The sequence below is a fragment of the Pigmentiphaga litoralis genome, from assembly GCF_014651835.1.
Taxonomy (GTDB): domain Bacteria; phylum Pseudomonadota; class Gammaproteobacteria; order Burkholderiales; family Burkholderiaceae_B; genus Pigmentiphaga; species Pigmentiphaga litoralis.
On record NZ_BMXQ01000001.1, the window covers coordinates 1,850,903 to 1,876,021 of the forward strand.

The following is a 25,119-nucleotide window of genomic DNA, read 5'->3' on the forward strand; positions in this document are numbered from 1 at the left end:
CTCGCGGCGGGTTGTCGGTTCAGTCTCATGGCGGCCTCAGTACGTGCTGTAGACGCCCGAGGCCACCCGTAACGTCGTGCCGGCCGCCGCGGCCAGGCCGTAGCACCGCAAGCCACCGTCCGGCGACAGGACCAAGTGCCCAGGCTCAAAGAGGTCGGTCAGCACAGGGATGACGACCGGGTCGCGAGGCGTCAGGAATTTGCCGAAACCGTGCACGAGGGTTCCGTTCGCCCGCGCAGCGCCGGCGGCCATGGTCAGATGCATCCGGAATTCGACGTCGCCTGAGTCATTGGCCCGGAAGCGCCGCGCGGAGCCGTTGACATAGTTCCAACCCTCCTGGGGTGCCCAGACCGAAGGCAGGTCTGTCCAGTCGACGCGGTTGCTGGTCACCTTGTTGATCTGACCCAGAATCGCCTTGGCATGTGCCCAACCCTGCAGGCGGAACAACGTCGGGTTGCCGTGGATGTTGTCCGCCACGACAGGGTCCATCCAGGTAAGGTTGGGCGCCAGAGCCGGGTTGACCATGTTGGCGATGATCAAGCCGTATTCGGTGAGCCCATCCACCACGACGACGCGCTCTTCTGCAGCAAGCCGCATGATGGTTGCGCGGTACGGGTTGCCTTCCGCATAACGGGTCGATGCCTGGCCGCGCGCGCCGGCTTGGGCTTGCGTGTACCAGAGCGGGTACAGGTCGAGCACGACCCGCGACCCGGCGGCCTTGCAGATGGCGATCATCTGCTTCACGTTGGCATACAGCGCAGCTGCGCCGAGCGCACCTTGCTGGTCGTTTGTGCCGACGCCGATGACCGTGTCGGTGGTACCGGAAGGCACGCCATTCGCCAGCAGGATCGCCAGCTGATTGGCAGAGGCCTGCCCGCCCACCGCTTGGTTCCGGTACTGCGAAACGCGCATGCCCATCGAACCGTCGAGATACTTCGCGGCCCATCGGCCAGGGCAAGGCGCGCCGGGGTCTTGCTGGCGCGAGTCGCCGATATAGAACAGGCCCAGCAGGCCCGTTGAATTCTGCGCCCCGCCTTCCTCGATCCAGAGGTTTTCGTACCGGACGCCGGCGGTCACTCCCGCCAGATAGCCGCCGATGCCATAGGCCTGGATCGGATCCTTCACGGTCCGCGAGCGGAACAGCGCACCATTGACCAGGATATTGAAGCTGTGTGCGCTGGTGGGCTCGATCGTGATGATGGCCTGGCTCGGATCGAATGTGGCGTGCACCTGGCGATACGCGTCCTGCGGGTGCACCACGTTGCCCTGCACATAGCCGCTGCCAGCTTCCTTTTCGATGAAAGCCGAGTTGCCGCCGGACCAGGTCATGCCGTAGTAGCCCAGCGCGGTCCGTGCAAAGCATGCCGGCGTCAGCCCCGCCATGCCGGCAGGGATCGTCACTGAGCAATGCAGCCGCTGGCCGACCTTCAATCGAATCTCAGCAAGCTCGTAGTACCCGGTGCCCGGCGAGTTGAATTCAACGGTGTCTGCCGTGTAGGTGATGGCACCGCTGCCCGCCAACGTTTCGATCTCGCTGCCGCCAGCATTCGGGCTGCCGGGCCACATGTACCGGCGGGCAATGAACTCAGCGGCCGGATCCACCTTGCGGAACTTGTTGCGGATCAGGTCGCCCGCCCCGACAAAGTGGCGCTCTTTTGCGTTCAGCGGCTGCCCGAAGGACGTGCTCCCCTCCAGGTAGGTGAATCCCATCTCGATGCTCGGGATGATCTCTATCGCGCCGTTGACGTCGCAGTCGAAGCCCACGTTGACCAGGTGGAACTTCACCCCTTCATCACGCGTGATTCGGACCGTGCCAGGCCCAAGGCCATAGATCGACTCGTAGGCAAAGTGATAGATGTTCGTCGTTCCGGTGATGAACGGAAAGTGCACCGTTGGCCCGTCCGAGAACAGGCGCGTGTAGTTCAGCAGCGGGAAGAAGTTGTTGCGGCCCACGCCGGTTGCCAGGTCGTAATCGCCGGCGCCGCCGAGTTCCTGAATCGTGACGATGTGCGATTCTGATGGGAACGGCAACCACCGCCCGGCCGCCAGATCAGCGTCGAAGCTTTGGCCCGACACGTGAGCATCGCCCGTGACATATTTCAGCACCGGGTCGCCGTGCAGCACATAGTCCTTTCGCGCGTACGCCGTGCCTGGCGCCCAAACACCGCGATAGGTGAAGGCCAGCCGTGACTCCACCGCGCTGTCGATCATTGCTTCTTTCGACGCAATCAGGGCTGTGGGGGACTTCACCGGGCCGGCGCCAAAGTTGACGCTGCCGGCGCCGGTGGCCCATTCGTTGACCTTCGATTCGGTGGCGGACCACCGGGCGGTGGCTTCAGGGAAAGGCAGTTGCGCCATCAGTCACTCCTGCCAAGCGTCGTGCGCTGGCATCGTATTGTTGAACAAGGTGTAGAACGCGTTGTCGATCGCGGCGAATTCAGGCGTCGTCACACCCACCTTCATGAGCGTGTATTCATCGACAGATGCGACGGGCATGGCTTTCACTTCGAGCTCAGCTGCCACGCTCCACAGATCCAGGCCGCTTGCCATCAGCGACACGTTGTAGGGCGGGCTCTGGCTGAAGCGCGTTTGCACCGGGCTTGTGCCGCGCCCGTTGGCCAAGTCGATCCGGAACCAGCCAGCGGCGTCGGCTGCGTCGTGGTGGACGAAGGCTTCAAACAGGTCGAACTGTTGGCGGGTGAAAACCCAGGTCAGCTTGACCGTCGTCGGGAAAGTGCGGAACCGGCGGCGCTGCCGCGCGTTGCCGGCGTCCATGTCGGTCCGCACGAACGGCGCCTTGGGCTGGTAGCCGTAGCCGCTCGCGGTCGGCCGCGGCAGCAGCGCCGGCCACTTCGGGATATCTGCCATGAGGGCCCAAGAATGAAAAAACCCGCCGAAGCGGGTATAAAGTTGTGGCGCCGACTGAGACGCCTAGTTTCTGGAAGACCACATGAAAGCCACGCAGCCCTCCCCGACTCCAGTCATCCCCCAGCCGGCGCCAGACCGAAAGGAAGCACCACGCAACACGCCGCCGCAGCGACCGCGATCAGGGGGCTCGCGATAGCGGCAAGTCGAATCCGGTTCAGCAGGGTGCCAACGCTGAGATTGCGGGCGACAGCCGCGTCGATTCGAGCCTGCATATTGTTGAGCTCGATCTCGCGGAGCTGCTGCAACTGAAAATCAGGCTGATACAGGTGCTTTGGCTCGTTGTAGAGCGCAGGAAGCTCCGAAATTCGCATCGGCTTCCAAACGAGCACTGTCGCGACCGCGAATAGGTAGACGGAGAACGCTGCGGCACCTACGCCGTACCAACTGACAGCCGTCTGCAAGCTGTTGGCCGCGAACGCAAGCGCGCCGGTGCCGCCGGCGAGCAAGACAGTGAGCGTTGTCATGCATTCCTTCGCCAAGGCCTCGGCGTTTTCCCGCCGACCCTTGAGGTTTTCCACCGCGGCTTTTTCAGCCCAATCCAAGACGTCACTCATAGGTCCTCCGTGTGCCAGTCCCGCATTCGGGCGCGGCTGTCGAAAAAAAGCCCGCCGGAGCGGGTCTTCTGCGATGGTGATCGGCTATCGAGCCAGGACGACGTCAGACGTGGCCGCGTCTTGGACTTTTACGCGCTCAACGACGGCACCACCTTGTACGCCGATCTGCGGTACCTCCCAACTGACAGCGCCAGTCACGAAATACTCTCCAGGCGGCACCGCCCTGAACTCGAAACGCCCTTCTGCGTCGGCCCGCGTGGTGCGGGTTGCGGCCATGTACCGAGGATCAGGCTCCGACATCATGTTGCCGGCTCGAACAGCGTCGTACCACTGCAGGCTCAACGACGTCACCGGATTCAGCAAAATCTCACTACCTGCACCCTTGACCACGCCGCCGCCACGCTGCTTGGCAAAAAGCTGGCCGCGCACTACTCCGGTCCCGGTCTTCGCGAGCGAGGCGTATTCAGCCTCATTAAATGGCAGGCGAGTGACGGTGGTACGTTGGGGCGGCATTGCACATGCAGCTAACCCTAAGGTCAGCGCAATCGTCAGAGCGATTTTCATGGTCCGTGTCGAATGATGGTGGGACTACATCATAAGGCTACGTCCCGAAGTTGTCGCGCAACCCGAATCGCCCTTTTGCTGCGCGATAGACAGAGCCCTGACCTGCATCAAATTGTCCCGCTACAGCATCGACTGCCTGCTTCACCACCATCTTGACCAGCAACGAACCATCGTCGCCAGTCGTGGCCGATCCCTCGAACTGATTGCCGTTGTGGTCCTCGACAACGATGTTGACTGCAGGCGTTCCACCTTGCTGACTCGCGCCGGCTGCGGTGCGAGCCACGAGCGGCGTGACGTTGCCATCGTTCCCGGCCATCATTAGGTACTGTCGGCCTCCCGTCTCAAGTAATTCGGGTATGCCGCGCTCATTTACCTCGTACATCTGCCGGGCGGCGACAGGCCCTCCATGTTCTCGGCGTGGCAGGGTCAGGCCGTAACCTGTGCCCCCATTGCCCAGCGTTGTTGTGTTGCCATTGACCAGCCCTGTCGGGGTTGCCGTCGGACCCATGAAGCCAGAAAGCGCCGTCGACAGAAAACTGAACAGCGGCCCGGTGATGTTCTGCTGCACCGCCAACCGCGCGATGCCGCTCACCATCGTGTTGATCAGGTCGCCAAACGTCAGCTTCCCAGTCGTCACGAACTTGGTGAAGGCATCCTCTGCGCTCTTGAAGGCCCCGCCCAGCAGGCTTTCGGCCGCGCCCGAGACGTTCCGCACCGTGTCCAGGTAGTTCGCAAAAGCCCGACGACTGCCCGTGCTCCAGTCCGACTGCATCGCGTCCACGCCGCTGTAATACTGCTGCTGCGCCTGCAACGCTGCCTGCAACTGCGCCTTGATGTTCTCGGTACGCGCCCGATAGGCGTCGCCGCCGAGCTGATCGGTCGGCGTCGCACGGTCCAACTCGCGCTGGTACCGAAGGTATTCCTGGTAGAGGGCCCGCGTCTCCTGCTGCCGCGCATAAGCTTTGTCGCCCTGCCCGTACGCGTCCAGCTGCCGCTGGTACTGCTCTTCGCGCGCCTGCTGCGAACTTGCGATCGTGGCCTGAATCTGCCCGTATCGCTCGTTGTAGCGTTCCAGCGCAGCGAGGCGTTCCTTCTCGGCCTTCTGCGCTGCAGCCTCGGCCTTTTCCTTGGCCGTTACCTGCTGCTCAATCGCCACGTTCTGCGCCAACTGCGCGCGGATCTGGTCCTGAGCTGCCAGCAGCGACTTTTGATCCGCCGTCAGGATCTTCTTTTCCTTCAGGTCGGCGATCTGCTGCTCGAACTTGGCCTGCTGGCTTGCCGCCTGGCCGAGTTTGCCGGCGGTCGTCAGTTGCTCGCGGGCGGATGCCTCCTGCTCTTTCAGTTGCAGCAGCAGGCGTTCGGCCGCGTTGTCGGTGTAGGCCTTCGGCTTGGGCCCGGCCTTGTCCTTGTATTTCTCGTTGATCGCGGCAACGCGGTCGTTGTATTCCTTACCGACGATGCCGGCCAGTGCTGCATCGCGCTTGAACTGCGCCAATTCCTCGGCACGTTGCTCAGCTCGACTCTGCGTGGCCTTCTTCTGCGCATCAAGCCTCCCCTTGGCGTCGATGACCGCCTGGTTGCGCGCCCGATCCGCGCCATCGGCGGTGGCCTTGCGCTCTTCCTCATCCGCTTTGATGATCGCCGGTTGCAGCACTTTCAGCCGCTCGCGGAGAGCATCAAGGGCAGCATTCTGCCGGCCACCACCGCCGCCCACCGCTGCGCCACCGGCGGTCGTCGCCATGCCGCCAGGGTTGGCCAGAATGGCGTTGATCTCATCCTGGATCTTCGTCGCTTCCTTGCGGATGTCCTCCACGGCGCGCGGCCGGCCGATGTTCAGCATCGCATCCCAGGCACGCTTTGCAGCGCCCGTGATGCCATCCCATGCGCGCTCGACGGTACCGGCTTGGCTGCGCACCTCTGCCATGCGCTTTTCCATCGCAGTGGCGTAGGCGCGCTGCGCGATCGCACCGGCCTCGTCCTTGCGGCCCATTTCTTCGGCCGCGCGGATCTGGTCGTAGGTCGCGCCGGTCAGGTAGCCCATGGACCGATTCAGCTCAATCGACGCCTTGACCGGGTCGTCCGCCAGCTTGGCGAAAATCTTGCCGGTGTCCTCGATGCTCTGGCCGATGGTCTTGTTGGCCGACAGCGCCACCGCAGCGAAGCGCTGCAGATCGTTGCCGCCCACGCGTGCGCCCGCCGCCAGCGCGGTCAGCGCTTCAGCAGCAGCGCCTTGCGTGCCCTGCACCTCGCTGATGCTGCGGGCCATCGACTGCATCTGGCCTGCCGTCACGCCCGCATAGTTGCCGGTCGTGATCAGTGCACGGTTGTACTTCTCGCCCTCGGTGCTGCCCTGGTAGTAGGCGAACCCAAGCGCAGCGGCTGCGGCCGCCGCCAGCGTGAATGGACCGACCAACCCTGCGACATACCCGCCGAGCGCGCGTGCCGCCGGGCCGATACCGCCGAACATGTCTTTAAGCTGACCACCCTGCTGCAGGAAGACCGTCAGAGGGTTCTGGCCGCCCTGCAAGCTCACCATGATGTCGGTGAACTGCGCCGGCACGCCGCGCATTGCCGCCGCCGTTGCCTTGGCGGACATGCCGAGGCCGGTCGTTGCCGATTCGGTCTCGCGCAACTTGGCGATGATGGGCTCATACACAGCCGGGCTGATGCCGCGCTGCGCGGCTTGGTACTCCAGCAGCGCGGACTTTGGCTTGCCATAGGTGGCCGCCAGCGTCTCGGCGCCACGGATCCACCGTGCATTGGCCTGATCCAACCGCTGCGAGGCTTTGTCCGCCGCGTCACCGATGCTGTTGACCCCGCCGGCAGCGCGCTTGCCGGCCTGACCGATATCGTCCGCGGCCTTCTTCCCGTCATTGGCCAGGGACTTGAGCTTGGTAGAGGCCTCGCTCACGTCCGCGCCGACACGCAGCGTCGTCTTGCCGACCACTTGATCGGTCATACCCTACCCCTTGTACATTTGGTCCAGCGCTGCGGCCTCCATCACCTGGATACCGTCGAACACGTCATCCATGTCTTTGCGCGGCACACCACAACGCCGCATGACGAACGACAGCGACGCGTAATTGAGCCCCGTTGGTTTGCCGGTGCCGCCGAGCACCCACTGTGTCTGCAGCGTCCGGAACACGCGCTGAATCAGCACGTTGTCCGGCCACATCTCCACCGCGGCCGGCATAACGTCGGCCATGGTCAGCCCCCAGTTATCCAGTTCTTTCTGGCCGGGGGCTGTCCAATACATGCGCTGCGCGGCGGCGATCAGTTTTTTCGCCGACCCTCCGCCAACTCGACCACATACGTGTCCAAGATGGCCGTCACCGAGCCGTGGTGGTTCTGCACCAGTTCCTGCAGCGCGTCCTTGCTGAACTCGGCATCCACGTCCTGCCAGCCCTCGATGATCTCCATCAGGGGGCCGACGTCGTTGGTCGCGAGCGCAGCGGTGCGCTGCAGGTACTCGTTCATTTCGTCACGGGTCTTGTGGCGATAAACGAGCGTCAGGGTTTCCGGCTCGCCCCCCGGCACTGGGATGGGCACCAGCGCGACGAAGGTCGGTTTGGCTTTGATCTTGAACATGATGTCCTTATGCCGCTGCTGCGGCGTAGCGAACGGGGCGGGCCAGCAGCGAGAACGTCGCATTGCAAGCCATCACCTGGTTCTTGGTCATGGAAGGGGTTTCGTTGAACGATGCATAGCCGTTGTAGGCAGTGACCGCGCCGCTCGGGAAGGTGGCCTTGAGCGCCACCGGGTTGCGCGTTGCCGCGACTTTTTTCAGCGCCTTGTAGCCAGGCAGCGCCGGATCGTCAGCGATGCTGATGGTCATCGACTGCGCCGAGCTTTGCGTGGGCAGTTGGCTCTCGAAGTTGTTTTCCAGGAACGAGTAGTTGGCGAACTGCATGTCGCCGCCCGACGTGGTGACGTCCAGCACCTGGGTGATCTGCTGCCACGTCGCGATGGGTCGCACCGCGCCGATGCCGCTGCCAACCGGGAAGATGTTGACGTCGGTGGTGTCGATATCCTCCAGCTCGAAGGTGTCGGCAGTCAGCGCCACAACGCGTGCGATACGCCCTTGAATCTGGCTCCAGCCAGACGTGACTTCGACGAATTCGCCGGTGACGAGACCGTGCGCGGCAGACGTGGCCACCGCGTTCTCAGCGTTGGTCAGCGCGGTGACACTCTTCATCCCACCGTAGGCGATTGCCAGGGCGAAGATGATGCCGTTGGGAAGGGAAACAGCCATTTGAGGCCTCCAGAAATGAAAAACCGCCCGAAGGCGGCATTGGTTTCTGCGAGGCAAAATGGCTGTGTTGCGGAGCGCGACAGCCTGCGAGGCACGTGTGTTCTTACTGCTTGCTGAGCCACTTTTCCCAGGCGCTCAGGCATCCCTTGAGCAACCGGATCAGGTTCTCGTGCAACTCTTTGGTGATCGGATTCATGGTCTTGTGTGTCGTGGTGGAACACCTCTCACGAGGCGAACCAGATGGAAAAGTCTTGCTGCGTACCGTGCAGGTCGACGCCGTCATTGTTGGCCGAAGACACGCCAGTCAGCACCGTCGCGCGAAGCGCTGGCGATTCGACCAGCACGTCTTCGATCAGTCGGCCGATCGGTGCCACCGCAAGGCGGGTGTCCGCCCAGGCGTTGACCTGGAACCGACCATTTTTCTTGTCAGGCGCCTTGGACTCGAGGAAGCCGAACGTGGCGCCACCGACTTGCGTGAAAACGACGTATGGCGTCTGTGTGCCCGCCGGCGCCCCGTCGACGAAGACGCGATCGCCGACGAACGCCCCCAAACCTGCAGTCAGCGTTGTCAGGATGTCCTTTTCGATGGTCATTCGTTGTCTGCCTCGGTAATGGGCCCGCCCTTGGCGAGGTCAGCAAGCACCTCGGCCACTCGCTCTTTGGCACGAGCCTGCATTGCCGCAAGAGCACGCGGCGACGCATCGCCAGACCGGCGCATGAACGCCACCGGTTTGACCCACACCGGCGTATCCAGCCGCTCTGTCGTTGCAGCGATCCGATTGCCGACACGCACGATCACGTTGACGCGCCAGTGACCGTTTTCCACCAAGTGGCCGTGCGGTGCTTTCTTCGGGTTCCAACTGATGTTGTAGACCTGCAGCGTGTCCGTCGAAAGCTCGGGCGAGTGAGCACGGTAGATCGATTCCCGCAACTGGCCAGGCCGAATGCCTTTGCGCGCAGGGCCGGTATAGATGGGCGCCAGCGTGCGTGCCTCACCGTAATAGACCAGGGCACCAGCATGAGCGACTGACCGCGCAACCTGTTGCTGCAGGGCCTGGTCGAGCCGCTCCAAATCGCCGGCCAAGTCGCCATCCAGTTTGAAGTCCAGCATTACGCGCGCGCCCCCGTTGAGCAGGCAAAATCCACGTGTTCGCGCCGTGCTTCGTCCGGCAGGACCGCCAGGATTTCGTACACCGTGGCCTTCGAGTAATCGACCGCTCCACCGGTGTCGATCGCTCCCAGGACGATGCGCATGGTCGGCGTAATGTCGTTCCGGTACCGGGCGCGGATGCTCACCGCGGCCTCGTGGGTTTCACGATCGGCGGTGACGTACTGTTTGCCGCTCATCGTCTTGATGCTGACCCACATGGCAGCATGCAGTGCCCAAGCCTTTATGGGTTCGTTCAACGCGTTCCTGGCTGTGCCCATAGTCTCGACTCGGACACGCCGGTTCAATGTCCCAGCTCGCAGCATGCGACCCCCTCAGAATCTTTTCCGGTACCAGAGCAGGCTCTCGAACCCAAGCGGCACAGTCGCCGCGGTCACGCCCACGACGACGGCTTCACGGTTCGCGTACCAGTGCGCGACCAACAGCAGCGCCGCCTGCTCGACGTCCTTCGTCCACGACATTTCGCTCGAGTCCGCCGGCACACCTTCCACGATCCTTCGATCGCAGTGCTGCTCGATGTGAGCAATGGCTGCCGCGACGTAGGACTCGAGCAGGATTTCTTCATCGTCACCGACGTCCCGCAACTGACGCTTGACGCTTGCGACGTCCAGCATCACTTCGTCTCGGTCGGTGCGGCCGGCTTCGTGGTCTTGGGAGCAGCCTTTGGCGCTTCCTTGACCTCTTCGGCCAAGCCCTTCGAAATGAGCTCGTGCCCGTACTTGGGGTCGACGTCTGTGAACGTCACCCCTGCGCGGACCCGGCTTTCATCGGTGCCGAGCTTGCGCGAGTCATCTTCGAAGCCCCAGAGGGTTTTGATCTGCATCTTGTTCTCCTGTAGGGCGGAAGGCGCACTGCGCCCCCCGCCATTGGGTTAGACCGCGAAGGTGCCCTTGACGAAGGCGTAGGCGCGGCGCACGGCCAAGCCGATCCGCTCTTCGACCAAAATCACACGCTGGTTCTTCACGAAGTCGTCATTGATCATGCCGACCTTGACCGTGAATGCCATGCGGTCATAAATGCGAGCGCCTTGAGCGAACGAGCCGACCAGGAACTCGCCGCCGGTGTCTTCGCCGTCACCTTCGTCCATGCTGTCAGACGCTACGACCGGGCGCCCCCACAGAACCGGGGTCACCAAGCCTTGCAGGTTGGCGAACAGGTAGCGGTTTTCACCGTCCTTCTGCAGCTCGATGTTCATCCAGTCCAACTCGGACATCACCACGGCATCGGAAGAACGCTTCGACTGCTTACGCGCCTGGTAGATCGCTCGGCGGATGGTGTCAATCGCCGTATCGCCAGCCTTCGAAAGCGCCGCGTCGAACGTCGACGCCTGGGTCATGATGCCGTTCAGGTTGTTGCCCGTGCCCACTCCCTTGAGGATCTGACCTTCCTCGGTCAGCTTCAGGTCGTAGCGCAGCAGTTCCTGAATGTAGCTGTACAGCTGCGGGACATCGTCAAGCGCTTCGTCCGTCACCGGCATCCACACCGCGATCTTCTTCACGTTGTCGGTGACCGATTCGAACGTCACGTTGCTCTGCGGCTTGGCGGCGCCTTCTCCCACCATGCCGGCGCCGCGCGTGTGCAGCAGTTCACGGTAGTAGGTGTAGCTGGCTCCGGTGACAGGGGTCGTAGGGATCAGGTCGCGGATCAGCAGTTCCTGGCGCGGCTTGTCCTGCAGGATCGGGTCGTAGTTCGGCACGACGATGCCCGCACTGGTGACCTTGGTTTCGGACATGGACGCCATGTCGGCCTTCTTGACCTCGAATTCGGCAGCGGGTTGCTGCTTTTGGGTCAACGCTTTGTAGGCGTCGTTCGACTTGACGAAGTCGATGAAGCCCTTCTTTTCCGCGCCGTTGCCGCGCAGCTTGACGCCCTTTTCTTCAAGCGCCTGCACCTGGTCGATGACCTTCTGCAGTTCGCCCTTCTGGTTCTCGATCTGCCCCTTGATATCGTTGGTGACCGCATCGCCCTTCTGGATCGATTCGGCTACTGCGTCGTACTTTTGTTGCAGACCGGAAAAGCCTTCCTTGAGCTGACGCTCCAGGCCTTCACGCATTTCTTTGACATCGGTGGTCATTGCGACACTCCAAAGTGGGTATTGAATGTGGTGGATAGTTGCTTCAGCTCATCCACGATCGCCGTGGCCACGTTGTCACCGTCACGGTGCAGCGCGGGGTAGCCGAGGGAGGCGACAGCAGACGCCTCCTTTTGTGAGAGCCCCATGCGTTCGCGTAGGGCGCTCTCGAAAAGCCGGATGTCCGACTTCACGCTGGTGATTTGGGCCTCCGGGTTCATGCCGAATGGCACAAGTGACGCTTCCCAGAGTTCAGCTTCCTTGATCACGCGGATGCTGCGGCCAGACCGTTCCTCATACGCGGCCAGGATGGTGTTGAAGCCGATCGACATGCTGTCGAGCGTGCCTTCTTTCATCAGCTCGTATGCGTCGCGCGCGTAGCTGACGGCCAGATTGATTCGGCCTTTGATGTACAGCCCGTGGTCGTCCTGCCGGAATTCAGCGGAACCGACGAGACGCGTCAGGTCATGAAAAAGGGCCAGCTTCAGCCGGCCCCCTCGCGTTGTCTTCACCTTGGTGAAGGCCCCGGGCATGATGACGTCATCGCCCAAGTCCACGTTGTTGAAAACCGATGCATAGCCCTCGAAGTTGCCTGCATCGTCGGCCGCCTTTACGTCAAACGGCACTTCCAGTTTTGTCAGCATTGCTTCTGGCCTCCCATCGGGTCAATTTGCTGTAGTCGCCCCCGAGACGAGGCATGTTTTCTTTCTCGCGGACTTCGTCTTGTGACATCCACCCGGGGTTGTTATTCCCGCCCAGGGCAATCTGGTAATAGGCGGCGCGCGCGGCACTGTCGGCCCGAAGCAGCCCCTCGACCACGAACTCGACGAACATCGTGGTGCCGCCGAACAGCTTGTCGTTCAGCTCGTCTTCGATTGCGTCCAGGTAGGGCTTCAGCCCGAAGGTCACGAACCCGCTGGTAGTCTGTTCAACGTTCGAGCCTTGGATCGACGTCTTGCTTGCACGGTTCGCCAGATGCAGCGGCACGCCCCAGATGCCCGCGAGAGCTTCCTCGGTGAACTGCTGCGTTTCGATAAATTGGGCGTCTTTCTGGGTGAGGCCGGCCGGAACGATCTTGGGATTGCCTTGGAGCAGGCCCCAAGACCCCAAGCTGTTGACGTCGTCCTTGCGAATGTCGGGGAACTTCTCAAGGATCTGAGCTTGCTGTTCCTTGGTCAGGAACTTCTCATAGATCACGTAGCCGCCGGTCACGCCGCCCTTGCGCATGAACCGGCTCGCCCAGTCCTGCGCAGCTTTGGCCTGCCCGATCGTGTCGGCGAGGTGTTCAACCGGGGACAGTCCAACGATGCCATCGCTTGAGAACAGCTTGAAGTGCAGCATGTTCTCTGGAGACACCGGGGTGCGTTTTCCCTCGTACATGACCCAATAGAAAAGGTCGCCCTCCGCGTCCTTGTCTGGTTCAACGTCGTCAGCACACGTGGGGACAAGGCCAATCCAATCGCCATTTTTCGCCCGATCGATCACTGCATACGCATTCCCCCGCAATGCGAGGTTGAGGATCGTCGGCTTCAAGAAATTCAGCCGCGTCATGCGTGGATTCGGCTTGCGCAACAGGCGCGCCGGACGCCTGTCAGCCGGCACGATCACGCGGCCTGAAGGTAGGTCGTCAAATAGCTTGAGCGGCAGACCGGCGGTGGTGCCAACGAGCACGCGCATACACGACCAAATGATGGGAACCGAAAGCGACGACTTGGGCGTCACTACGACGCCTGCCTTGGTGCGGCGCCCGCCGACAGTCGTCTCGACCTCCACGTAATCGCCAGTTGTCGGGTCGGTGTACCCGAACATGCGCCAGGTGGCAGGGTTGTACCAACGAAATGACATTTTTTGAGCCCTATGAGCCGATGAGCCCGAAGAATCCGCTTGCGAGGTAGTCGTCGAAGCCAGCGTTTGCCTCGGGGTTGAGCGACATCAAGGACACCGCGTTGAATAGCGCCATCAGCGGGTCGATCTTGGCCGACCCGGATGCCTGCTTTGTGATGAGGATGGAGTTGCCGCGGGGCTCGACGCGCGCGTTGCTGACGCACCAGGCCATCAATGCCTGGCCACCGTGAACAAGCCCGCCTTCAGCCAGCTTCCGCTCCGTCGTTTTGATCGCTCCGCCGAGCTTCCACCCCTGCGAAATCCCAATGATCTTGTCTTGCGGCACGCCAGCCGCAACCAGTGCGTCGAGAATGGCGCCGATCCCGGCCGGATCGACCCCGACTTTGTCCAGCAGGCCAGATTCTTCGATCTGGGCGACTAAAACAGCCACTTCTTCAACGTCTTGGCCGATTTGCTTCACAAGGACCAAGTCGCCGTCTCGCGCAAAATCGTGAAATCTCGGCGCCTCGGCTTTGCGCCGTTCCAGGACGGACGGATGTGCCCATGCTCGTGTCCACGCGAGCCACTCGCGAGTCTCACGGTCACGCCCAACCGCCGCAACGCCAAGCAAGTCGTCCAGGCCGCCGCCGTCAATGCCGACGTCGATCACCTCTGACCGCCGCAGCAGCTCGTCGAGGCTGACAGCTCGAGCGTCCTTGCGGCCTTCCCAGAAATCCGCGCCCGCCCAGCGGTCCGATCGCAGCGCCAGACCTATTTCGACGTTGGCGTGCTTGGCAAGGAATCCACGAAACGATTGCTCGCCCTCTTCCTTGGCTTTACCGAACTCCCGGTGGAGGAACTCTTCGTCCACGGAGTAGCCAAGGTTCGGATTGACCATGGCCAGGTTGGCCGCCAGAAGGTGCTCACCTGAAGCAACCATCTCCGGCGGATGCTCGAAGATGATCGGCACGAAGCGCGGATCGTGGACTTTGCCGTCCCGCACTTGGCGGGCGTAGTGCAGCTTTTGCCGGAACACGCCTGCTGGGGCGTCGTCGGACTGGGTCGTCAGATAGATAACGAACCCTTCAGGCCGGGACGCCAAACCGCCAATGGCCTCGCGCAGCATTGCCTCCGCGCCGGCTTGCTTGCCGAACAGCCAAAGCTCGTCAACCAGGGTGCCGACCGATTTCTTTCCGCCGACCGTGTTCGAATCTGCCGCAACCACCTTGAGCGTCGCGTCGCTTACCCGATGCGTGATCGTCTTGATATGCGTTTGCACATGGAACAGCTCTTCGAGGTCGTCGTCTCGCTTCACCATGTCACGGCACGGGCCGAACGAGTTGTTGGCGACCTCGATGGTCGGCGCCAGGATGGTGAATTCGGCTGACTGCCTCCAGTTCAGGATCTGCGCCGTCATCATGATGCCGGCCGCGATCGTGGACTTGCTGTTCTTCTTCGGCAGGCAGACGAACCATTCAGTGATGAGCCGCCGCCCTGAGGACGGGTCGTAGGCACCGAAGATCGACGCTACCAAGTCGAACACCCATTGCGCGCAAGACTCGCCAAACGTCGGACTGCCTGGCGCGTCCACGATCTTCAGTTCCTTGAAGATCGCGACGGCCTGCTCGGCTACCTCGGGAAAGATCGGTGGCGGGATGATGCTTCGCCCCGCCTTGAGCCGGTCGGCCCAGTCGGGGCAAGCAGTCGTCCATTCCATCCGTTATGTCCTGTTGTTGACCACCAGCTTGGGGGGTTCCGCTGGTGCGAAGCGTCCGGACGCTTTGCCAGCGGCGTCTTTCTGCGTGTCTTTCTTACCCTTTGGGGCCAGCCGCGAGTGCTCGAATGGCAGCAGCGCCTTCGCAGCTTCCAGTCGTTCCTTCGGCTCGGCCCCAAAGTCGTTCATGACGAACATGAGGTAGTCGCGCGGATCGGCAAACCTATCGGCGGGCGGCTCTGGTGGAGGTGGCGGGGCCGCCGGCGGTTCTACGCCGAACGGCCAGCCCGCAGGTGCGGCCGGCGACCTTGTTCCATCTGCGGCCGTGAAACCGGCGGCGGGCGGTGGCGCGAAGCGGTTGGCTTTCTCTTTTTTGCCCGGCTCAGATTTGTTAACTGCCGGCCCCTTCCCCAGTGCAGCGGCGACGGCCTTGTCTTTCATCAACCGAGACGCTGCTTGAGCGGCTCCTTTATCGCTGTAGCCCGCGAGGATCGCGGCTTTTGCGCCGGTGACGCCCGACCGAAGCGCGTCAACAAATCGGCGCTTTTTGTCGGTCAAGCCCATTAACAACTCCGAGTTAACAAATCCTGGGACGGGAAATTTTCTGCGCGTGCGAGGACAGGTGGTCTAGGAATCCGGCACCCCCAGGGTTTCGACCCCCCCCTCCCTTGACCGATGGGGTCAGGGTGGGTCCAGGGCTCGATAGCAGGCCCGTGGCGGGCCGATCAGGCGGTCTGCGAGGCCGTTTGTCGTCCGAACAGCGGGCGGCTTAGCCAGCCTCTGCTTCCTCGCGCTGCTTCTCGCCGCTGTGACACGACCGGCACAGCGCCTGCCAGTTCGAGCGCCGCCAGAACAGCGACTGGTCACCTCGGTGAGGAACGATGTGGTCCACCAGTTGCGATGCCGTGACGAAGCCCGCGCGCTCGCAGTATCGGCACAAGGGGTGCTCCTCAAGGAAAGCCTTGCTGGCCTTCTGCCACTTGTAGGTGTAGCCGCGCTCATTGGCTGTTGCACCGGATGGCCGCCACGATCCGGGCTGCTGCACGGCCAGGCGCCCAGCTTGAGTGGGCACCCTCGGCTTCAGTGTGTTCAGCCTGGACATCAGTGATCGTCGGTGGGCTCAACCACGATCGTGACCACGCCTTGCACCTCACGCCGCAACACCTCGGACCGAGTCCGGTCCAATTGCACCTGTCCGTCAGGGCCAAGGTCTGCGGCTATGACGAAACCCGCATCCGTGTCAGCGGTGAACGCCTTATCGATGCGGCATCCATCAACGTACACGACGGGCTTGCCCGTGACTCGCGCCTTCATCCAGGCTTCGTAGCCCTGATCGTTTGGATCAGTCGACATCCGCATTGCGGCTCCCCTGCGGCCTATGGTCGACCGCAACTGTCACGGTCACGCCATGCTGCATCCCGTTGATCGTTTCGAATGGCTCATCGAAGCAGCACTTCACCTTAGTCCCTGGTTGTGTGAGGTCCAGCCCCAGCTGCGCCGCGACGGCGGTCACCAGTACGTTCTCCAGGTCCAATCCGTAGAGCTTGGCCGTGTGCACCGTCTCGTAAACCATGTCGGTCTCGACCTTGATCGACACTGGTGATGGGCTGCGCATCGCGCCTCCAACAAAAAAGCCCCGATATGGGAATCCACATATCGGGGCGGTCACTGAGGAAGACACCGGCAGTGCGAGGGTGAAAGTACCTATATCCAGAATTCTCACGATCGGACCTAATCCTTTCTCATCCAAAAGAAGGAGCAGGAAATGACCGGCAAGAAACCAGGTGAAATCGCGGACAAGTCAGGACAGTATGGAATTCAGGGCCCGAGAGGTGGAGATACTGGCAAGGAAAGAACCGTCACCAAAGGCGAGCCACTTCCACCGACACCAAAGCCCGGCCAGACCTACGTCTTGAACGACCCGACTAAAAACAAGAGCGGCGGTCGCTGAACACGAGCGCCCCTGCCAGAAACGAAAAAGCCCGCCGTCGTGAGACATGCGGGCTTTGGTCGTACTTATTTCAAGCTTGGCGAATTATGGCGAAACAACGTCCAAAATTCAAGCATAAACAGAAGAGCTTTTTTCCAACAGGCCAGCCTCCCTCATTGGCTCTTCAAGTTGCTGCATGGCGGCGCGGCGTAAAGGAGCTATCTGTTCGCGCCAGAACCGCTCCCTCCGGCCCACGGTTTGCCGGGAGACGCCGAACCGGTCAGCAATATCTTCCAGCGCAGGCTTACGTCGGAACTGTCGCATCACCAGCATGTCTGCCAGCACACGCTCCTCGGCGCTCAGGCCGGGCACCAAGTCGTTGGCAACAGCCTGAATCGCCAGCGCACCGTCGATACGCGGGGAGTACTCGGCCAGGATGGCGCGCCACAGGTCAGGCCGTGACGCCAGCGTCCGCTCGGCGAACTTCAGGACCATCACGGCTTGGGCATGCCAGTCGTGCGGTGTCAGGCCGGATGGCAGGCGGCGTATCTGCAACCCATACCGCTCCCGCAATGCTTCGACGATCAGTTGGGTAGCGTTCTTGGGCTCAATGGGCAGCTCGGTGATCGTGAACGCGACTGCAAGGGCTTCCTCGGGTGAATGGAACATCAGAGCATGTCTCCTGCGCGGCTCGATATGGACATCAGCGGGGGCTGGTGCGCAGCTGCCCGGGCTTGATTGATGCGGAGCGCTTTCGGCGGTACCCATGGCCGCATCGGCGCGGTACCGGCCACCTGGCGGACCATCGATTCGCTATAGCCCAGCGTCGCAGCGCCAGCCGCGGGTGTCTCGCTGCGATCAGGGCGAACGTTCAAAGGCGTGGCAACGCGTGGCGGTGGCAGCCTGAACACCGGCGCGGCGGCCGCCTGGACCGTCAAGCCGATGGTCGTGTACCAGCGGTCATAGGCCTGGCGCGGGCTGACGCCATTGCGGGTGATGCTGTTGCCGCTGCAGGACCAGACACCCTTCCGCTCCAGTTTGATATGGGGTTTCATCGCGACGGCGTGTCCGCCACGACGTTGTGCAACGCACGTAGGCGCTTCCATCAGAACTCCTCCAGTTTCCAGCCGCCGCCAAGCTTGGCCGGCAACTTGGTTGCTTTAATCATCGAGAACCAAGGAAGTGTCTCGGCGCATACCTTGATCTTCATCTGGCCCTTGTCGGTGGTGAACCCACCCTTCGTTTCATGGATAGCTACGCGCAGATCGGCATGAAGCACCAGGAAGTCGACCTCGTAGAACGTGTTGTCTGCGAGGCGGATTCGCATTGGGTGAAACTTCCAGTCGATCACCTCGCCGCGTTGCTTTTGCTGGTCCAGGTGACGCGAGTACGCTTCCTCCGTCTTGTTCATCTTGTTTTTGGGTAAGCGCCCCAAGGCCTGGAACTTTTTCATGGCTGCATCGGCGCGCAAAACCCTTGCGACGGCCTGGTTTGCTTGACGTGCCGCCAGCTGTTCCTCCGTCCATCTCAGCCCGTTCGTCATGTCGCTGTCCGGTCGGACAGAAACGTTGCAAGCAATTCAAGCCGGCGATAGAACACCGCAGGCAAAGACGCGATCCTCGACGCCAAGTCAGCAACGCCGTATAAACCTGCTGCACCCATCACGAAGTCACATCGACATGAACCTGTCCACAGCACGCCGCTGGCTAATCGCATTTGGTCTTCCTTTTGGCCTCACCGTCTTGATCGCCTATCTTTGGTGGCTGCAGCAGGAAGGCTACGTATGCAGATATCGCGAAGCAGCCCAGCAGAATCAGTGCACCTCCTATGGCTTCCTGCCGTTCTTGTTTGCGGCGGCTGACGTCTACAGTGCGACGATCCAAGCCATTGCTGCACTGTTGGTAGCCGCCTTCACGGCAATGCTTCTTTACTTCACTCACCGCCAGGTGCGGCTCGCCGACATGCAGATCTCCATCGCTGCCAAACAGGCCGACTTGATGGCGGATCAGTCCAAGATCATGGACAAGACCTTGATGGAGACCGAGCGGGCAAATAAGGAGCAGGCCGAAACCACGCGGCAGCTGTTCATTTCCTCCAACGGCCCTCGTTTGATCATCCGGAAAGTCAGCAGCACCTGCTTTCCCACTGGCACGGTCGATATTCCCCCGATGATTTGCTTTAAAGTCAGGAATGATGGCCTTTCGCCAGCCACTGTCGTCAGACATTGGGCTGCCTTCGCCACCATTGATGGAATGGAGCGTGTTTACGATTACTTGATCGACAAGCGCGTGCACGACGGTATCGATTTCACGAGCATGAAAAACGCTCCGGGGATCGAGATCATCCCGGGATTTGAAGTCGATCTCTCGTCGACCGTGAAGGACGCCACGTTCATCAACAACCCGACCGGCGAGACCATCGCCACCGCTGTGGTGGTGGGGGAGATCACCTTCAAGGACAAAAACGGCGTCACCCACACCAGAGGTTTCTGCCGCAGGTTCAACCCAGGAACTGCGCGGTTCGCACCCATGAGCGACCCCGATTACGAGTATTAGGACCAGACATCCTGACAACGTCACAGCCACTGGTTTACGCACAGTCAATCTCCCCGGCCGCGCGCAGGGCGCGCTCAGCCATCTGAACGCTGACCATGGGCGGGCGCTGCTTGCCAGCCCTGTCCGCCTCGATGATTTTGTGCGCCCACCGAAGGTCACGCCCGCCCACCTGCGCCGGCACCGACTTGATAGCGCCAGCCACCGCGGCATTCAGCTTCGCCAGTTGATCCCGTGCCTCGGCATCGGAAGTCGGCGACTGACCTGGTGCGGCCAGCGCCAGTACGGGCTCAGGCACGTCTGCCCACTTGCCCTTGCTCATGACGTCCCGCAAGGCATTCGACCACCGGCCCTTCAACCCGCTGTAGCCGGATGCAAGCATGTCGTGCTGCCCGATGCGAACCGCGGCCCAGTAAATGGCCGGATGTGGCCAGTTGCCGATCTCGCCGCGCTGGCGGGCCTGCATGCCATCGACCGCGACATAGAAGGCCTGCTCTGGGTCAACAGGCGGGCGGCACAGCGCCAGGAACTCGGGCAGCGATGGCGGCCACTCGCCCTTCATCCGATCCAGCGCCAGCGCAACCTCTTGCGGCTGGATGCCTTCGCGGATGAATGCCGCTTCCCACGTGGCCTTCCAGTTGTCGATGCTGTCGCTCGTGGTGAAGGCTGACCGGAACTTGCCCGGGTAGGATCCGTCAAGGCGGTTGAAAAGATGCGTCAGGGCGCTCTTGCCGTCGAGGGTTGGCCGTGGCCGCGCCCAGTCGCTGAGGCTAGACGTCGATTGTGCGATCTGCGTCATCGGCATACCTCCGGTCACGTTCGTTGATGTGCGCCACCGGGTCGAAGCGCTTCGAGGTCTGGCGGGCAGCATTGCCACGCTCTGGCGCTACCAGGCCGGTCCAGCCTCGGGAGATGGTGTGCTCGATCACGTCGGCCGGTGAATGGCCGGCCCGCATGAAGTCGGCCAGTTGCTTGATCTGCAGGCCGGCAGCAGTTTCCGTGATGGGCTTGCGGCGGTCCTTGCGATCCTTCGCCCAGGTCGTCCAGGCTTCGCGAGGTAGCCAGTCCGGCAATTCGATACCGGCTGCGTCGAATCCAGTGCGCGACTTCGCGCCTTGGGGTACTGACGATTCATTGATGGTTCTATGACGGTTATATGCGGGTGCAACGGGCTGCACCCTTTCCGGTCGTGGATTGCACCCTTTCGCGTCGTCGTTTGCACCCTTTGTGGCGTCAATTGCACCGTTTTCGATGGGTGCAATATCTGCACCCTTTAACCATGCAGGGGAAATCCGATACTCGCGGTGCTGACCACGGCCACCGTTGCCGCTGTTCACCAGCACCAGCCAGCCCGACTTCAGCATGCGGCTCAGCTGGTACTGCACCGACCGAACCGACTGCCGCGTCTTCAGCGCGAGCGCATCGACCGACGGGTACACCCGCGTGCCGTCGTCGCTCGCGTGGTCGGCCAGTGCAAGCGCCAGCAGCATCTCGCCGGCGGCGCCCGGGTACCGGTCGAAGACCATCGTCATGACCTTGATGCTCATGTCAGGCAGCCAGGTCCATGCTCTGCGTCACGCCCGCAATGGAGACAGGCACGGCCGGTGGTGCCTTGGAGTCCAGCACCAAGTCGTAGCAGATCGGTTTCACAGCGCCGCGAGTCTCCAGGTAGGCTGCGAAGTAGCGATCGCGGCGGATCAGGTCTTCGGCTTCCAGCGCCGTCAGCTTGGCGCGGACAGTGCGCTCGTGCAGGCCAGTGTCCTGAGCAAGGCGGGCAACAGTCGGATGGGCGCCACGGCCGTCCTGGCCTGCGTACCCGGCCAGCACCAGCAGGATGTGACGGGCGGTCGGGTCGGTGACGGCTTGCTGGGACAGGGCCCAGGCTTGCGCTTGTGCGCTCATAGGTGATCCCCTCGAGGAACGATCTTGCTGATGGGAAGCGCGGACAAGGTCTTGCCCAGCGCAGTGAGTCTCTGGGCGCGCACAGGCTCCCAGGCGAAGTAGGCGGCGTCCCACGCCAGGGCTTTCTCGGTGCGGGTCATGCGGTTGCCGCTGTCGATCTCGGCATGGCAGGCGTGACAGGCAGGCAGGCTGTAGCGGTCATGCGCCTTGATGCCCTTCCCTTTCCCGTGCACGGCCTGGTTGCTATGCGCGGGCACGACCGTGGCAGCACCAGCGCTGCCCAGGCACACGCTGTTGATGCGCAGGTAGCAGGCTTCGCCGCGGCAGACATCCAGCGCGACCTGATCGCGGCCTGGGCGTGCCTTTGGCTTGCGGCGTGCTGTGATCTTCGGAGCGCCAGTCGGGCGGGCGATCGCCGTGCGCTTCATCGGCGTCTTGCGGGTCATGGGCGTGCGTTGCTTCAGCATGTCGCGTCCAACGTGCGTTGCAGCGCGGACAGCTTGCTGTTGAAGTTGACCGCCCACACATGGTGGGCGTCGGACCCTTCAGGGAACGGGTTGGGCGTCGCCGGCGTGTAGGGCTCACCTTCCCAGTGACGAGCGATCGCAGCCTTTTCCGCTTCCTCAGCGATGGCGCAGCGTGATGCGAATATGTCCATGCTTACCGCCCCGGGCCGCACTCGCCCATACCGGCGCGCGCGCAATGGCAGGCGGCACCGATCTGGCTGCCGTATGCGAGATAGTCCATGTAGCGCTCGCTCGACACGACCAGCGACAGCACCTTGATGGCGGCGTCGATCTTGTCGATCGTCAGCCCCATCTGGCCGGATAAGAAGCGACTCACCTGCGACTCATCCCAGCCCAGGGCGTCACGCACCTTCGCCTTCACGGATGGATCGACCAACGCTTCACGAAACGCACGCTCCATGCTGGGCTTGCGGACAACGTTCACCTGGGCATTCATGCCTGTTCAACCTCAAGAAGGGACACACAAAAAGGATTGAGTGCGGTTGCACGCACACACGTAGAAACTGGGGGCTCACCACAACTCGGCATCTGCGAATTCACATGACCTTCGACACCCGCGACACTCCGCTTTCCGAAATGCTGGAAACCATCATGAGCATCACCCCCGCATCCGAAACCCGCCGCCTGCTGGAGCAGGCCCGCGCCATCGCAAACGATGTGCTTGGCGCTCCCAGCGAGGTCGCTGTCATCGCTGTGTTCCAGCGCCTGTGCGCCGAGACCGACATGGCAGGGCCAGACTTTCCCGAGGAAGGGATGCAGGCTCGGCACTGAGATGACTGAAACGTCACCCATGACTGACCTCCTTCAACTTGGAGCAGCGCTTGGCCTTGATCCTTGGGGAACCGCCGATCAACTCAGGCCTGAGGTGGCGGCGTGCGATTGCCGCAACAACGCGGTCCTCCAGCCGACGTGGCAGAGGGTCAGGCCACTGCCCATAGGCTTGCGGCGTGATGCCGATAGCTTCTGCAGCGGCGGAGGGCGTGCCTCCAAGGAGCTTGGTCGCGAGGGTCTTTTCCATAGCCCAATTAAAGCATTCTTTAAAATAAGAAGCAACCATGCTTTGTACAGTTGAAAGTAATCTTTCGTCCATGAGCACAACCTATGGCGCACGCCTCGATACAGCCCTGCGGCTGGCAAAAACGGACAGGCAGACGCTTGCGGACCAGCTTGGCATTTCGGTCCAGGCCATCGGCCAGGTGATCGCCGGCAAGACAAAGGCTCTGACAGCCGAAAACTCGGCGCAAGCAGCTCGGGTGCTCGGTGTGGACGGGTATTGGCTGGCGACTGGGGAGGGGGATGCCGGTGGCGCCAAGCCGGGCGCGGCTAAGGTTGCCGCGACCATCTGGCCATTCGCCAGGATCCGGGAGGCCGACGTGCTGGCACTCTCAGAAGGCGACCGCACCTTCGTAGAGGGGGCGATCGCTTTGGCAATAGCGCAGGCGGGCATGAACCTGACTGTTGCCCCGCCAGTCGCGGCGGAGCGAAACGACGAGCCAAGCGGCCACATTCGCCCCGCCTCAATCGAAGCAGCAAACGACCCCGACTACGTCGCGATCCGGAAAATGCAGATCAAGATTTCAGCAGGTGTTGCTGGGTATTCAATCGACCCAGAAGAGGACCAGGGCGGCGGTGGGATTGTGTTTCTGCCGCGCATCTGGGTCGAGCGTCGTCAGTTGCTGGCTCATGCCTTATTCGCAACGTCGACTCGCGGCATGAGCATGTTCCCCCGGGTGCACGAGGGCGACACTGTCGTGGTCAACACTGCGGACTCGCGCCAGCGCAACGGTGAAGTCTTTGCGGTCAATCATGAAGGTGAGTTCACGATAAAGCGTTTGCTGCGGCGCGTGAACCACTGGTGGCTGTACTCTGACAACCCGGACCAGGCCAACTTCCCACCGGTCATGTGCACCGAGCGGACCCAGATGATCGGCAAGGTCGTGCTACTCCAAGCCGAGCAACTTTGATGCAGTCGTGATGAGATTGATCTGGCGACCACCTTCAGGTGGTTTTTTTTCGTCTATTGCACCAGCCCGCAGACGATCTGGCGTGCCGCATAGTCGTCGTCCGATCTGAAGTAGGCTTGCCCTCCTGCGGCGAGGTGATGGACGATCTCTGACGACCATACGTGGCCGATCCGACGCCGGGGAGCCCCAGCAAGGGCATGCACCACTCCGCTCTCCAGCCGCAGCACGCCGCCATTCCTGGCCGCGATCATGCCTTGGTCGTCCGCACCGTCGAGCGTTGCGATGAAAGGCTGCCAACTGTCTCTTAAGATACTGTTCATATATCCAGTATTCCATGACTGTCGAGCAAAGACTAGTCCGGATTAATTCCTGCGTGGTCGCATGCATGACGTTGATGCGCACCAAACTTGCGTTAAAGAATGCTTGATTAGTTAAATCAAGAATGCTTTAATTATTCCAAGCCGCTCGATTGTGACGGCAGCACTTGGGATGAACCATGAACGCAAGCAGCACCGCACAGGCCGGCAAGGCCAAGCTCCCGATCCACCTCCCCATCAGCCATCAGCAACTCGGTGCAGGTACCGGCCGCGCTTATGTCGTGGACGCCGTCGGCCGCAAGCTGACTGCCGCCATGCCCACCGGGTTTGCCCGGTACCGCGCCACCAAGTTCAACGCTGAGGTCGAAGCCGGCAAGTCGGCACGCTTCATCGCTGCCAAGGCTGCCGCCCCTGCCCCGGTCGTCGTCCAGGCCGCTGAGGCTCCCGTGGCCGGCTGGGAGCCTATCGGCACCATCCGCACCAGCACCTCCCCGTACATGGTCAGCGCCGACTTGCCAATGGGCACCAGCGCCGCGGCATTCGATGCCGGCTGGCTCGATCTGATGGATCGCCTGGGATCGGCCGTCGAGCGCCACCAGGTCGTCATGCAGCAGGACATGGATCTGCGTGCAGACGACGTCATGCAACTGCCCAAGGGCTACTTGATCGGCACCGCCGAACAAGACGACTGCCCCGTGGTAGCCGTCGTCATCGACCCCTACAAGTACGGCGCCCACCAGCTACGCGCCGATGCCGGCCGCATTCGCGATGCCGTGCGCTTCGCCCTCTCCGGCGGCAACGCCACCCCCATCACCCACCCCGGCGCCTGACGCCACCTCATCAAGGAACGCA

At 62.1% G+C, this 25,119-nt stretch carries 37 protein-coding genes; 5 read left to right on the forward strand and 32 right to left on the reverse strand.

Annotated features, from left to right (window positions below):
- Positions 1–36 precede the first annotated feature (36 nt).
- From IE116_RS08185 to IE116_RS08285, 21 genes are all read right to left on the reverse strand, one after another.
- Complete coding sequence (locus IE116_RS08185; RefSeq protein WP_189611425.1) at positions 37–2,358, reverse strand: SGNH/GDSL hydrolase family protein; 2,322 nt, start codon at positions 2,356–2,358, stop codon at positions 37–39.
- A gap of 3 nt (positions 2,359–2,361) precedes the next feature.
- Positions 2,362–2,868: a hypothetical protein gene (locus IE116_RS08190; protein ID WP_189611427.1), complete on the reverse strand. Its 507-nt coding sequence runs from the start codon at positions 2,866–2,868 to the stop codon at positions 2,362–2,364.
- 113 nt (positions 2,869–2,981) lie between these two features.
- Complete coding sequence (locus IE116_RS25865; RefSeq protein ID WP_229828056.1) at positions 2,982–3,482, reverse strand: hypothetical protein; 501 nt, start codon at positions 3,480–3,482, stop codon at positions 2,982–2,984.
- Positions 3,483–3,566: 84 nt separating this feature from the next.
- On the reverse strand, positions 3,567–4,046 hold the full coding sequence (locus IE116_RS08200; RefSeq protein ID WP_189611428.1) for a carboxypeptidase-like regulatory domain-containing protein: 480 nt from the start codon (positions 4,044–4,046) through the stop codon (positions 3,567–3,569).
- 37 nt (positions 4,047–4,083) lie between these two features.
- A complete protein-coding gene (locus IE116_RS08205) occupies positions 4,084–7,005 on the reverse strand; it encodes a phage tail tape measure protein (protein WP_189611430.1) in 2,922 nt (973 codons plus the stop codon).
- Between the two features lie 3 nt (positions 7,006–7,008).
- Positions 7,009–7,302, reverse strand: a complete 294-nt coding sequence (locus tag IE116_RS08210; protein WP_229828057.1) for a DUF1799 domain-containing protein — start codon at positions 7,300–7,302, stop codon at positions 7,009–7,011.
- Positions 7,303–7,319: 17 nt separating this feature from the next.
- Positions 7,320–7,634, reverse strand: a complete 315-nt coding sequence (locus IE116_RS08215; protein ID WP_189611431.1) for a phage tail assembly chaperone — start codon at positions 7,632–7,634, stop codon at positions 7,320–7,322.
- A gap of 7 nt (positions 7,635–7,641) precedes the next feature.
- On the reverse strand, positions 7,642–8,298 hold the full coding sequence (locus IE116_RS08220) for a phage tail protein (protein WP_189611433.1): 657 nt from the start codon (positions 8,296–8,298) through the stop codon (positions 7,642–7,644).
- A 224-nt stretch (positions 8,299–8,522) separates the two neighbouring features.
- Positions 8,523–8,891 carry a tail completion protein gp17 gene (gp17, locus tag IE116_RS08225; RefSeq protein WP_189611435.1) on the reverse strand — a complete coding sequence of 123 codons (369 nt, stop codon included), beginning with the start codon at positions 8,889–8,891 and terminating at the stop codon, positions 8,523–8,525.
- Positions 8,888–9,409, reverse strand: a complete 522-nt coding sequence (locus IE116_RS08230) for an HK97 gp10 family phage protein (RefSeq protein WP_189611436.1) — start codon at positions 9,407–9,409, stop codon at positions 8,888–8,890. The genes gp17 and IE116_RS08230 overlap by 4 nt, the downstream gene beginning before the upstream one ends.
- On the reverse strand, positions 9,409–9,771 hold the full coding sequence (locus IE116_RS08235; protein WP_268249231.1) for a phage head closure protein: 363 nt from the start codon (positions 9,769–9,771) through the stop codon (positions 9,409–9,411). Before IE116_RS08235 ends, IE116_RS08230 begins: the two co-directional genes overlap by 1 nt.
- Positions 9,772–9,780: 9 nt before the next feature.
- Positions 9,781–10,080 carry a head-tail connector protein gene (locus tag IE116_RS08240; protein WP_189611440.1) on the reverse strand — a complete coding sequence of 100 codons (300 nt, stop codon included), beginning with the start codon at positions 10,078–10,080 and terminating at the stop codon, positions 9,781–9,783.
- On the reverse strand, positions 10,080–10,289 hold the full coding sequence (locus IE116_RS08245) for a DUF7302 family protein (protein WP_189611441.1): 210 nt from the start codon (positions 10,287–10,289) through the stop codon (positions 10,080–10,082). The genes IE116_RS08240 and IE116_RS08245 overlap by 1 nt, the downstream gene beginning before the upstream one ends.
- Positions 10,290–10,337: 48 nt before the next feature.
- Entirely contained in the window at positions 10,338–11,540 is a 1,203-nt protein-coding gene (locus IE116_RS08250; protein ID WP_189611443.1) for a phage major capsid protein, read from the reverse strand.
- The gene (locus IE116_RS08255) at positions 11,537–12,181 is read right to left on the reverse strand and encodes an HK97 family phage prohead protease (RefSeq protein ID WP_189611445.1); all 645 of its coding nucleotides are present in this window, start codon (positions 12,179–12,181) and stop codon (positions 11,537–11,539) included. Before IE116_RS08255 ends, IE116_RS08250 begins: the two co-directional genes overlap by 4 nt.
- Positions 12,153–13,382: a phage portal protein gene (locus IE116_RS08260; protein ID WP_189611448.1), complete on the reverse strand. Its 1,230-nt coding sequence runs from the start codon at positions 13,380–13,382 to the stop codon at positions 12,153–12,155. The genes IE116_RS08255 and IE116_RS08260 overlap by 29 nt, the downstream gene beginning before the upstream one ends.
- A 10-nt stretch (positions 13,383–13,392) precedes the next feature.
- Positions 13,393–15,078: a terminase large subunit gene (locus IE116_RS08265; protein ID WP_189611450.1), complete on the reverse strand. Its 1,686-nt coding sequence runs from the start codon at positions 15,076–15,078 to the stop codon at positions 13,393–13,395.
- Between the two features lie 3 nt (positions 15,079–15,081).
- Positions 15,082–15,639 carry a terminase small subunit gene (locus IE116_RS08270; RefSeq protein WP_189611452.1) on the reverse strand — a complete coding sequence of 186 codons (558 nt, stop codon included), beginning with the start codon at positions 15,637–15,639 and terminating at the stop codon, positions 15,082–15,084.
- 205 nt (positions 15,640–15,844) lie between these two features.
- Entirely contained in the window at positions 15,845–16,147 is a 303-nt protein-coding gene (locus IE116_RS08275) for an HNH endonuclease (RefSeq protein WP_229828059.1), read from the reverse strand.
- 29 nt (positions 16,148–16,176) lie between these two features.
- The gene (locus IE116_RS08280; RefSeq protein WP_189611456.1) at positions 16,177–16,434 is read right to left on the reverse strand and encodes a hypothetical protein; all 258 of its coding nucleotides are present in this window, start codon (positions 16,432–16,434) and stop codon (positions 16,177–16,179) included.
- Entirely contained in the window at positions 16,418–16,798 is a 381-nt protein-coding gene (locus IE116_RS08285; protein WP_189611458.1) for a hypothetical protein, read from the reverse strand. The genes IE116_RS08280 and IE116_RS08285 overlap by 17 nt, the downstream gene beginning before the upstream one ends.
- A 42-nt stretch (positions 16,799–16,840) precedes the next feature.
- Here IE116_RS08285 and IE116_RS08290 point away from each other — a divergent pair, with 42 nt between their 5' ends.
- Complete coding sequence (locus IE116_RS08290; protein WP_189611460.1) at positions 16,841–17,026, forward strand: hypothetical protein; 186 nt, start codon at positions 16,841–16,843, stop codon at positions 17,024–17,026.
- Positions 17,027–17,134: 108 nt separating this feature from the next.
- Here IE116_RS08290 and IE116_RS08295 read toward each other — a convergent pair whose 3' ends face one another.
- Genes IE116_RS08295 through IE116_RS08305 form a run of 3 tightly spaced genes read right to left on the reverse strand, consistent with a single transcriptional unit; the run spans position 17,135 to position 18,548 of the window.
- A complete protein-coding gene (locus IE116_RS08295; protein ID WP_189611462.1) occupies positions 17,135–17,674 on the reverse strand; it encodes a helix-turn-helix domain-containing protein in 540 nt (179 codons plus the stop codon).
- Complete coding sequence (locus IE116_RS08300; RefSeq protein WP_189611464.1) at positions 17,674–18,060, reverse strand: hypothetical protein; 387 nt, start codon at positions 18,058–18,060, stop codon at positions 17,674–17,676. Before IE116_RS08300 ends, IE116_RS08295 begins: the two co-directional genes overlap by 1 nt.
- Before the next feature lie 50 nt (positions 18,061–18,110).
- Positions 18,111–18,548, reverse strand: a complete 438-nt coding sequence (locus IE116_RS08305) for a hypothetical protein (RefSeq protein ID WP_229828060.1) — start codon at positions 18,546–18,548, stop codon at positions 18,111–18,113.
- Positions 18,549–18,684: 136 nt separating this feature from the next.
- On the opposite strand from IE116_RS08305, the gene IE116_RS08310 reads away from it, so the two are divergent.
- Complete coding sequence (locus IE116_RS08310) at positions 18,685–19,560, forward strand: hypothetical protein (protein WP_189611466.1); 876 nt, start codon at positions 18,685–18,687, stop codon at positions 19,558–19,560.
- A 34-nt stretch (positions 19,561–19,594) separates the two neighbouring features.
- Here IE116_RS08310 and IE116_RS08315 read toward each other — a convergent pair whose 3' ends face one another.
- The 6 genes from IE116_RS08315 to IE116_RS08340 are packed head-to-tail and all read right to left on the reverse strand — an operon-like array spanning position 19,595 to position 22,422.
- Positions 19,595–20,356, reverse strand: coding sequence for a hypothetical protein (locus tag IE116_RS08315; RefSeq protein WP_189611468.1), 762 nt, complete (start codon positions 20,354–20,356; stop codon positions 19,595–19,597).
- On the reverse strand, positions 20,328–21,104 hold the full coding sequence (locus tag IE116_RS08320; protein ID WP_189611470.1) for a phage replication initiator YdaU family protein: 777 nt from the start codon (positions 21,102–21,104) through the stop codon (positions 20,328–20,330). Before IE116_RS08320 ends, IE116_RS08315 begins: the two co-directional genes overlap by 29 nt.
- Position 21,105: 1 nt before the next feature.
- Entirely contained in the window at positions 21,106–21,459 is a 354-nt protein-coding gene (locus IE116_RS08325) for a helix-turn-helix domain-containing protein (protein ID WP_189611472.1), read from the reverse strand.
- Complete coding sequence (locus IE116_RS08330; protein WP_229828061.1) at positions 21,456–21,926, reverse strand: nuclease domain-containing protein; 471 nt, start codon at positions 21,924–21,926, stop codon at positions 21,456–21,458. Before IE116_RS08330 ends, IE116_RS08325 begins: the two co-directional genes overlap by 4 nt.
- Positions 21,920–22,117: a hypothetical protein gene (locus IE116_RS08335; RefSeq protein ID WP_189611474.1), complete on the reverse strand. Its 198-nt coding sequence runs from the start codon at positions 22,115–22,117 to the stop codon at positions 21,920–21,922. Before IE116_RS08335 ends, IE116_RS08330 begins: the two co-directional genes overlap by 7 nt.
- A gap of 2 nt (positions 22,118–22,119) precedes the next feature.
- A complete protein-coding gene (locus IE116_RS08340; RefSeq protein WP_189611476.1) occupies positions 22,120–22,422 on the reverse strand; it encodes a DNA-binding protein in 303 nt (100 codons plus the stop codon).
- Positions 22,423–22,526: 104 nt separating this feature from the next.
- Between IE116_RS08340 and IE116_RS08345 the strand changes: the two genes are divergently transcribed.
- Positions 22,527–22,757, forward strand: coding sequence for a hypothetical protein (locus tag IE116_RS08345; protein WP_229828062.1), 231 nt, complete (start codon positions 22,527–22,529; stop codon positions 22,755–22,757).
- A 13-nt stretch (positions 22,758–22,770) separates the two neighbouring features.
- On the opposite strand, the gene IE116_RS08350 is transcribed toward IE116_RS08345, so the two are convergent.
- Complete coding sequence (locus IE116_RS08350; RefSeq protein WP_189611478.1) at positions 22,771–23,076, reverse strand: helix-turn-helix domain-containing protein; 306 nt, start codon at positions 23,074–23,076, stop codon at positions 22,771–22,773.
- Here IE116_RS08350 and IE116_RS08355 point away from each other — a divergent pair.
- On the forward strand, positions 23,075–23,950 hold the full coding sequence (locus tag IE116_RS08355) for a LexA family transcriptional regulator (RefSeq protein ID WP_189611480.1): 876 nt from the start codon (positions 23,075–23,077) through the stop codon (positions 23,948–23,950). The genes IE116_RS08350 and IE116_RS08355 overlap by 2 nt on opposite strands.
- A 53-nt stretch (positions 23,951–24,003) precedes the next feature.
- Here the strand turns inward: IE116_RS08355 and IE116_RS08360 are convergent, their stop codons facing one another.
- On the reverse strand, positions 24,004–24,270 hold the full coding sequence (locus IE116_RS08360; protein ID WP_189611482.1) for a hypothetical protein: 267 nt from the start codon (positions 24,268–24,270) through the stop codon (positions 24,004–24,006).
- A 176-nt stretch (positions 24,271–24,446) separates the two neighbouring features.
- Here IE116_RS08360 and IE116_RS08365 point away from each other — a divergent pair, with 176 nt between their 5' ends.
- A complete protein-coding gene (locus tag IE116_RS08365; RefSeq protein WP_189611484.1) occupies positions 24,447–25,097 on the forward strand; it encodes a hypothetical protein in 651 nt (216 codons plus the stop codon).
- Positions 25,098–25,119 lie beyond the last annotated feature (22 nt).

Coding starts and splice junctions, on each gene's coding strand:
- IE116_RS08185 (WP_189611425.1), bottom strand. CDS start 2,358: ATGGCGCAACTGCCTTTCCCTGAAGCCACCGCCCGGTGGTCCGCCACC.
- IE116_RS08190 (WP_189611427.1), bottom strand. CDS start 2,868: ATGGCAGATATCCCGAAGTGGCCGGCGCTGCTGCCGCGGCCGACCGCG.
- IE116_RS25865 (WP_229828056.1), bottom strand. CDS start 3,482: ATGAGTGACGTCTTGGATTGGGCTGAAAAAGCCGCGGTGGAAAACCTC.
- IE116_RS08200 (WP_189611428.1), bottom strand. CDS start 4,046: ATGAAAATCGCTCTGACGATTGCGCTGACCTTAGGGTTAGCTGCATGT.
- IE116_RS08205 (WP_189611430.1), bottom strand. CDS start 7,005: ATGACCGATCAAGTGGTCGGCAAGACGACGCTGCGTGTCGGCGCGGAC.
- IE116_RS08210 (WP_229828057.1), bottom strand. CDS start 7,302: ATGTATTGGACAGCCCCCGGCCAGAAAGAACTGGATAACTGGGGGCTG.
- IE116_RS08215 (WP_189611431.1), bottom strand. CDS start 7,634: ATGTTCAAGATCAAAGCCAAACCGACCTTCGTCGCGCTGGTGCCCATC.
- IE116_RS08220 (WP_189611433.1), bottom strand. CDS start 8,298: ATGGCTGTTTCCCTTCCCAACGGCATCATCTTCGCCCTGGCAATCGCC.
- gp17 (WP_189611435.1), bottom strand. CDS start 8,891: ATGACCATCGAAAAGGACATCCTGACAACGCTGACTGCAGGTTTGGGG.
- IE116_RS08230 (WP_189611436.1), bottom strand. CDS start 9,409: ATGCTGGACTTCAAACTGGATGGCGACTTGGCCGGCGATTTGGAGCGG.
- IE116_RS08235 (WP_268249231.1), bottom strand. CDS start 9,771: ATGCTGCGAGCTGGGACATTGAACCGGCGTGTCCGAGTCGAGACTATG.
- IE116_RS08240 (WP_189611440.1), bottom strand. CDS start 10,080: ATGCTGGACGTCGCAAGCGTCAAGCGTCAGTTGCGGGACGTCGGTGAC.
- IE116_RS08245 (WP_189611441.1), bottom strand. CDS start 10,289: ATGCAGATCAAAACCCTCTGGGGCTTCGAAGATGACTCGCGCAAGCTC.
- IE116_RS08250 (WP_189611443.1), bottom strand. CDS start 11,540: ATGACCACCGATGTCAAAGAAATGCGTGAAGGCCTGGAGCGTCAGCTC.
- IE116_RS08255 (WP_189611445.1), bottom strand. CDS start 12,181: ATGCTGACAAAACTGGAAGTGCCGTTTGACGTAAAGGCGGCCGACGAT.
- IE116_RS08260 (WP_189611448.1), bottom strand. CDS start 13,382: ATGTCATTTCGTTGGTACAACCCTGCCACCTGGCGCATGTTCGGGTAC.
- IE116_RS08265 (WP_189611450.1), bottom strand. CDS start 15,078: ATGGAATGGACGACTGCTTGCCCCGACTGGGCCGACCGGCTCAAGGCG.
- IE116_RS08270 (WP_189611452.1), bottom strand. CDS start 15,639: ATGGGCTTGACCGACAAAAAGCGCCGATTTGTTGACGCGCTTCGGTCG.
- IE116_RS08280 (WP_189611456.1), bottom strand. CDS start 16,434: ATGCGGATGTCGACTGATCCAAACGATCAGGGCTACGAAGCCTGGATG.
- IE116_RS08290 (WP_189611460.1), top strand. CDS start 16,841: ATGACCGGCAAGAAACCAGGTGAAATCGCGGACAAGTCAGGACAGTAT.
- IE116_RS08295 (WP_189611462.1), bottom strand. CDS start 17,674: ATGTTCCATTCACCCGAGGAAGCCCTTGCAGTCGCGTTCACGATCACC.
- IE116_RS08300 (WP_189611464.1), bottom strand. CDS start 18,060: ATGAAACCCCATATCAAACTGGAGCGGAAGGGTGTCTGGTCCTGCAGC.
- IE116_RS08305 (WP_229828060.1), bottom strand. CDS start 18,548: ATGACGAACGGGCTGAGATGGACGGAGGAACAGCTGGCGGCACGTCAA.
- IE116_RS08310 (WP_189611466.1), top strand. CDS start 18,685: ATGAACCTGTCCACAGCACGCCGCTGGCTAATCGCATTTGGTCTTCCT.
- IE116_RS08315 (WP_189611468.1), bottom strand. CDS start 20,356: ATGACGCAGATCGCACAATCGACGTCTAGCCTCAGCGACTGGGCGCGG.
- IE116_RS08320 (WP_189611470.1), bottom strand. CDS start 21,104: ATGAGCATCAAGGTCATGACGATGGTCTTCGACCGGTACCCGGGCGCC.
- IE116_RS08325 (WP_189611472.1), bottom strand. CDS start 21,459: ATGAGCGCACAAGCGCAAGCCTGGGCCCTGTCCCAGCAAGCCGTCACC.
- IE116_RS08330 (WP_229828061.1), bottom strand. CDS start 21,926: ATGCTGAAGCAACGCACGCCCATGACCCGCAAGACGCCGATGAAGCGC.
- IE116_RS08335 (WP_189611474.1), bottom strand. CDS start 22,117: ATGGACATATTCGCATCACGCTGCGCCATCGCTGAGGAAGCGGAAAAG.
- IE116_RS08340 (WP_189611476.1), bottom strand. CDS start 22,422: ATGAATGCCCAGGTGAACGTTGTCCGCAAGCCCAGCATGGAGCGTGCG.
- IE116_RS08345 (WP_229828062.1), top strand. CDS start 22,527: ATGACCTTCGACACCCGCGACACTCCGCTTTCCGAAATGCTGGAAACC.
- IE116_RS08355 (WP_189611480.1), top strand. CDS start 23,075: ATGAGCACAACCTATGGCGCACGCCTCGATACAGCCCTGCGGCTGGCA.
- IE116_RS08350 (WP_189611478.1), bottom strand. CDS start 23,076: ATGGACGAAAGATTACTTTCAACTGTACAAAGCATGGTTGCTTCTTAT.
- IE116_RS08360 (WP_189611482.1), bottom strand. CDS start 24,270: ATGAACAGTATCTTAAGAGACAGTTGGCAGCCTTTCATCGCAACGCTC.
- IE116_RS08365 (WP_189611484.1), top strand. CDS start 24,447: ATGAACGCAAGCAGCACCGCACAGGCCGGCAAGGCCAAGCTCCCGATC.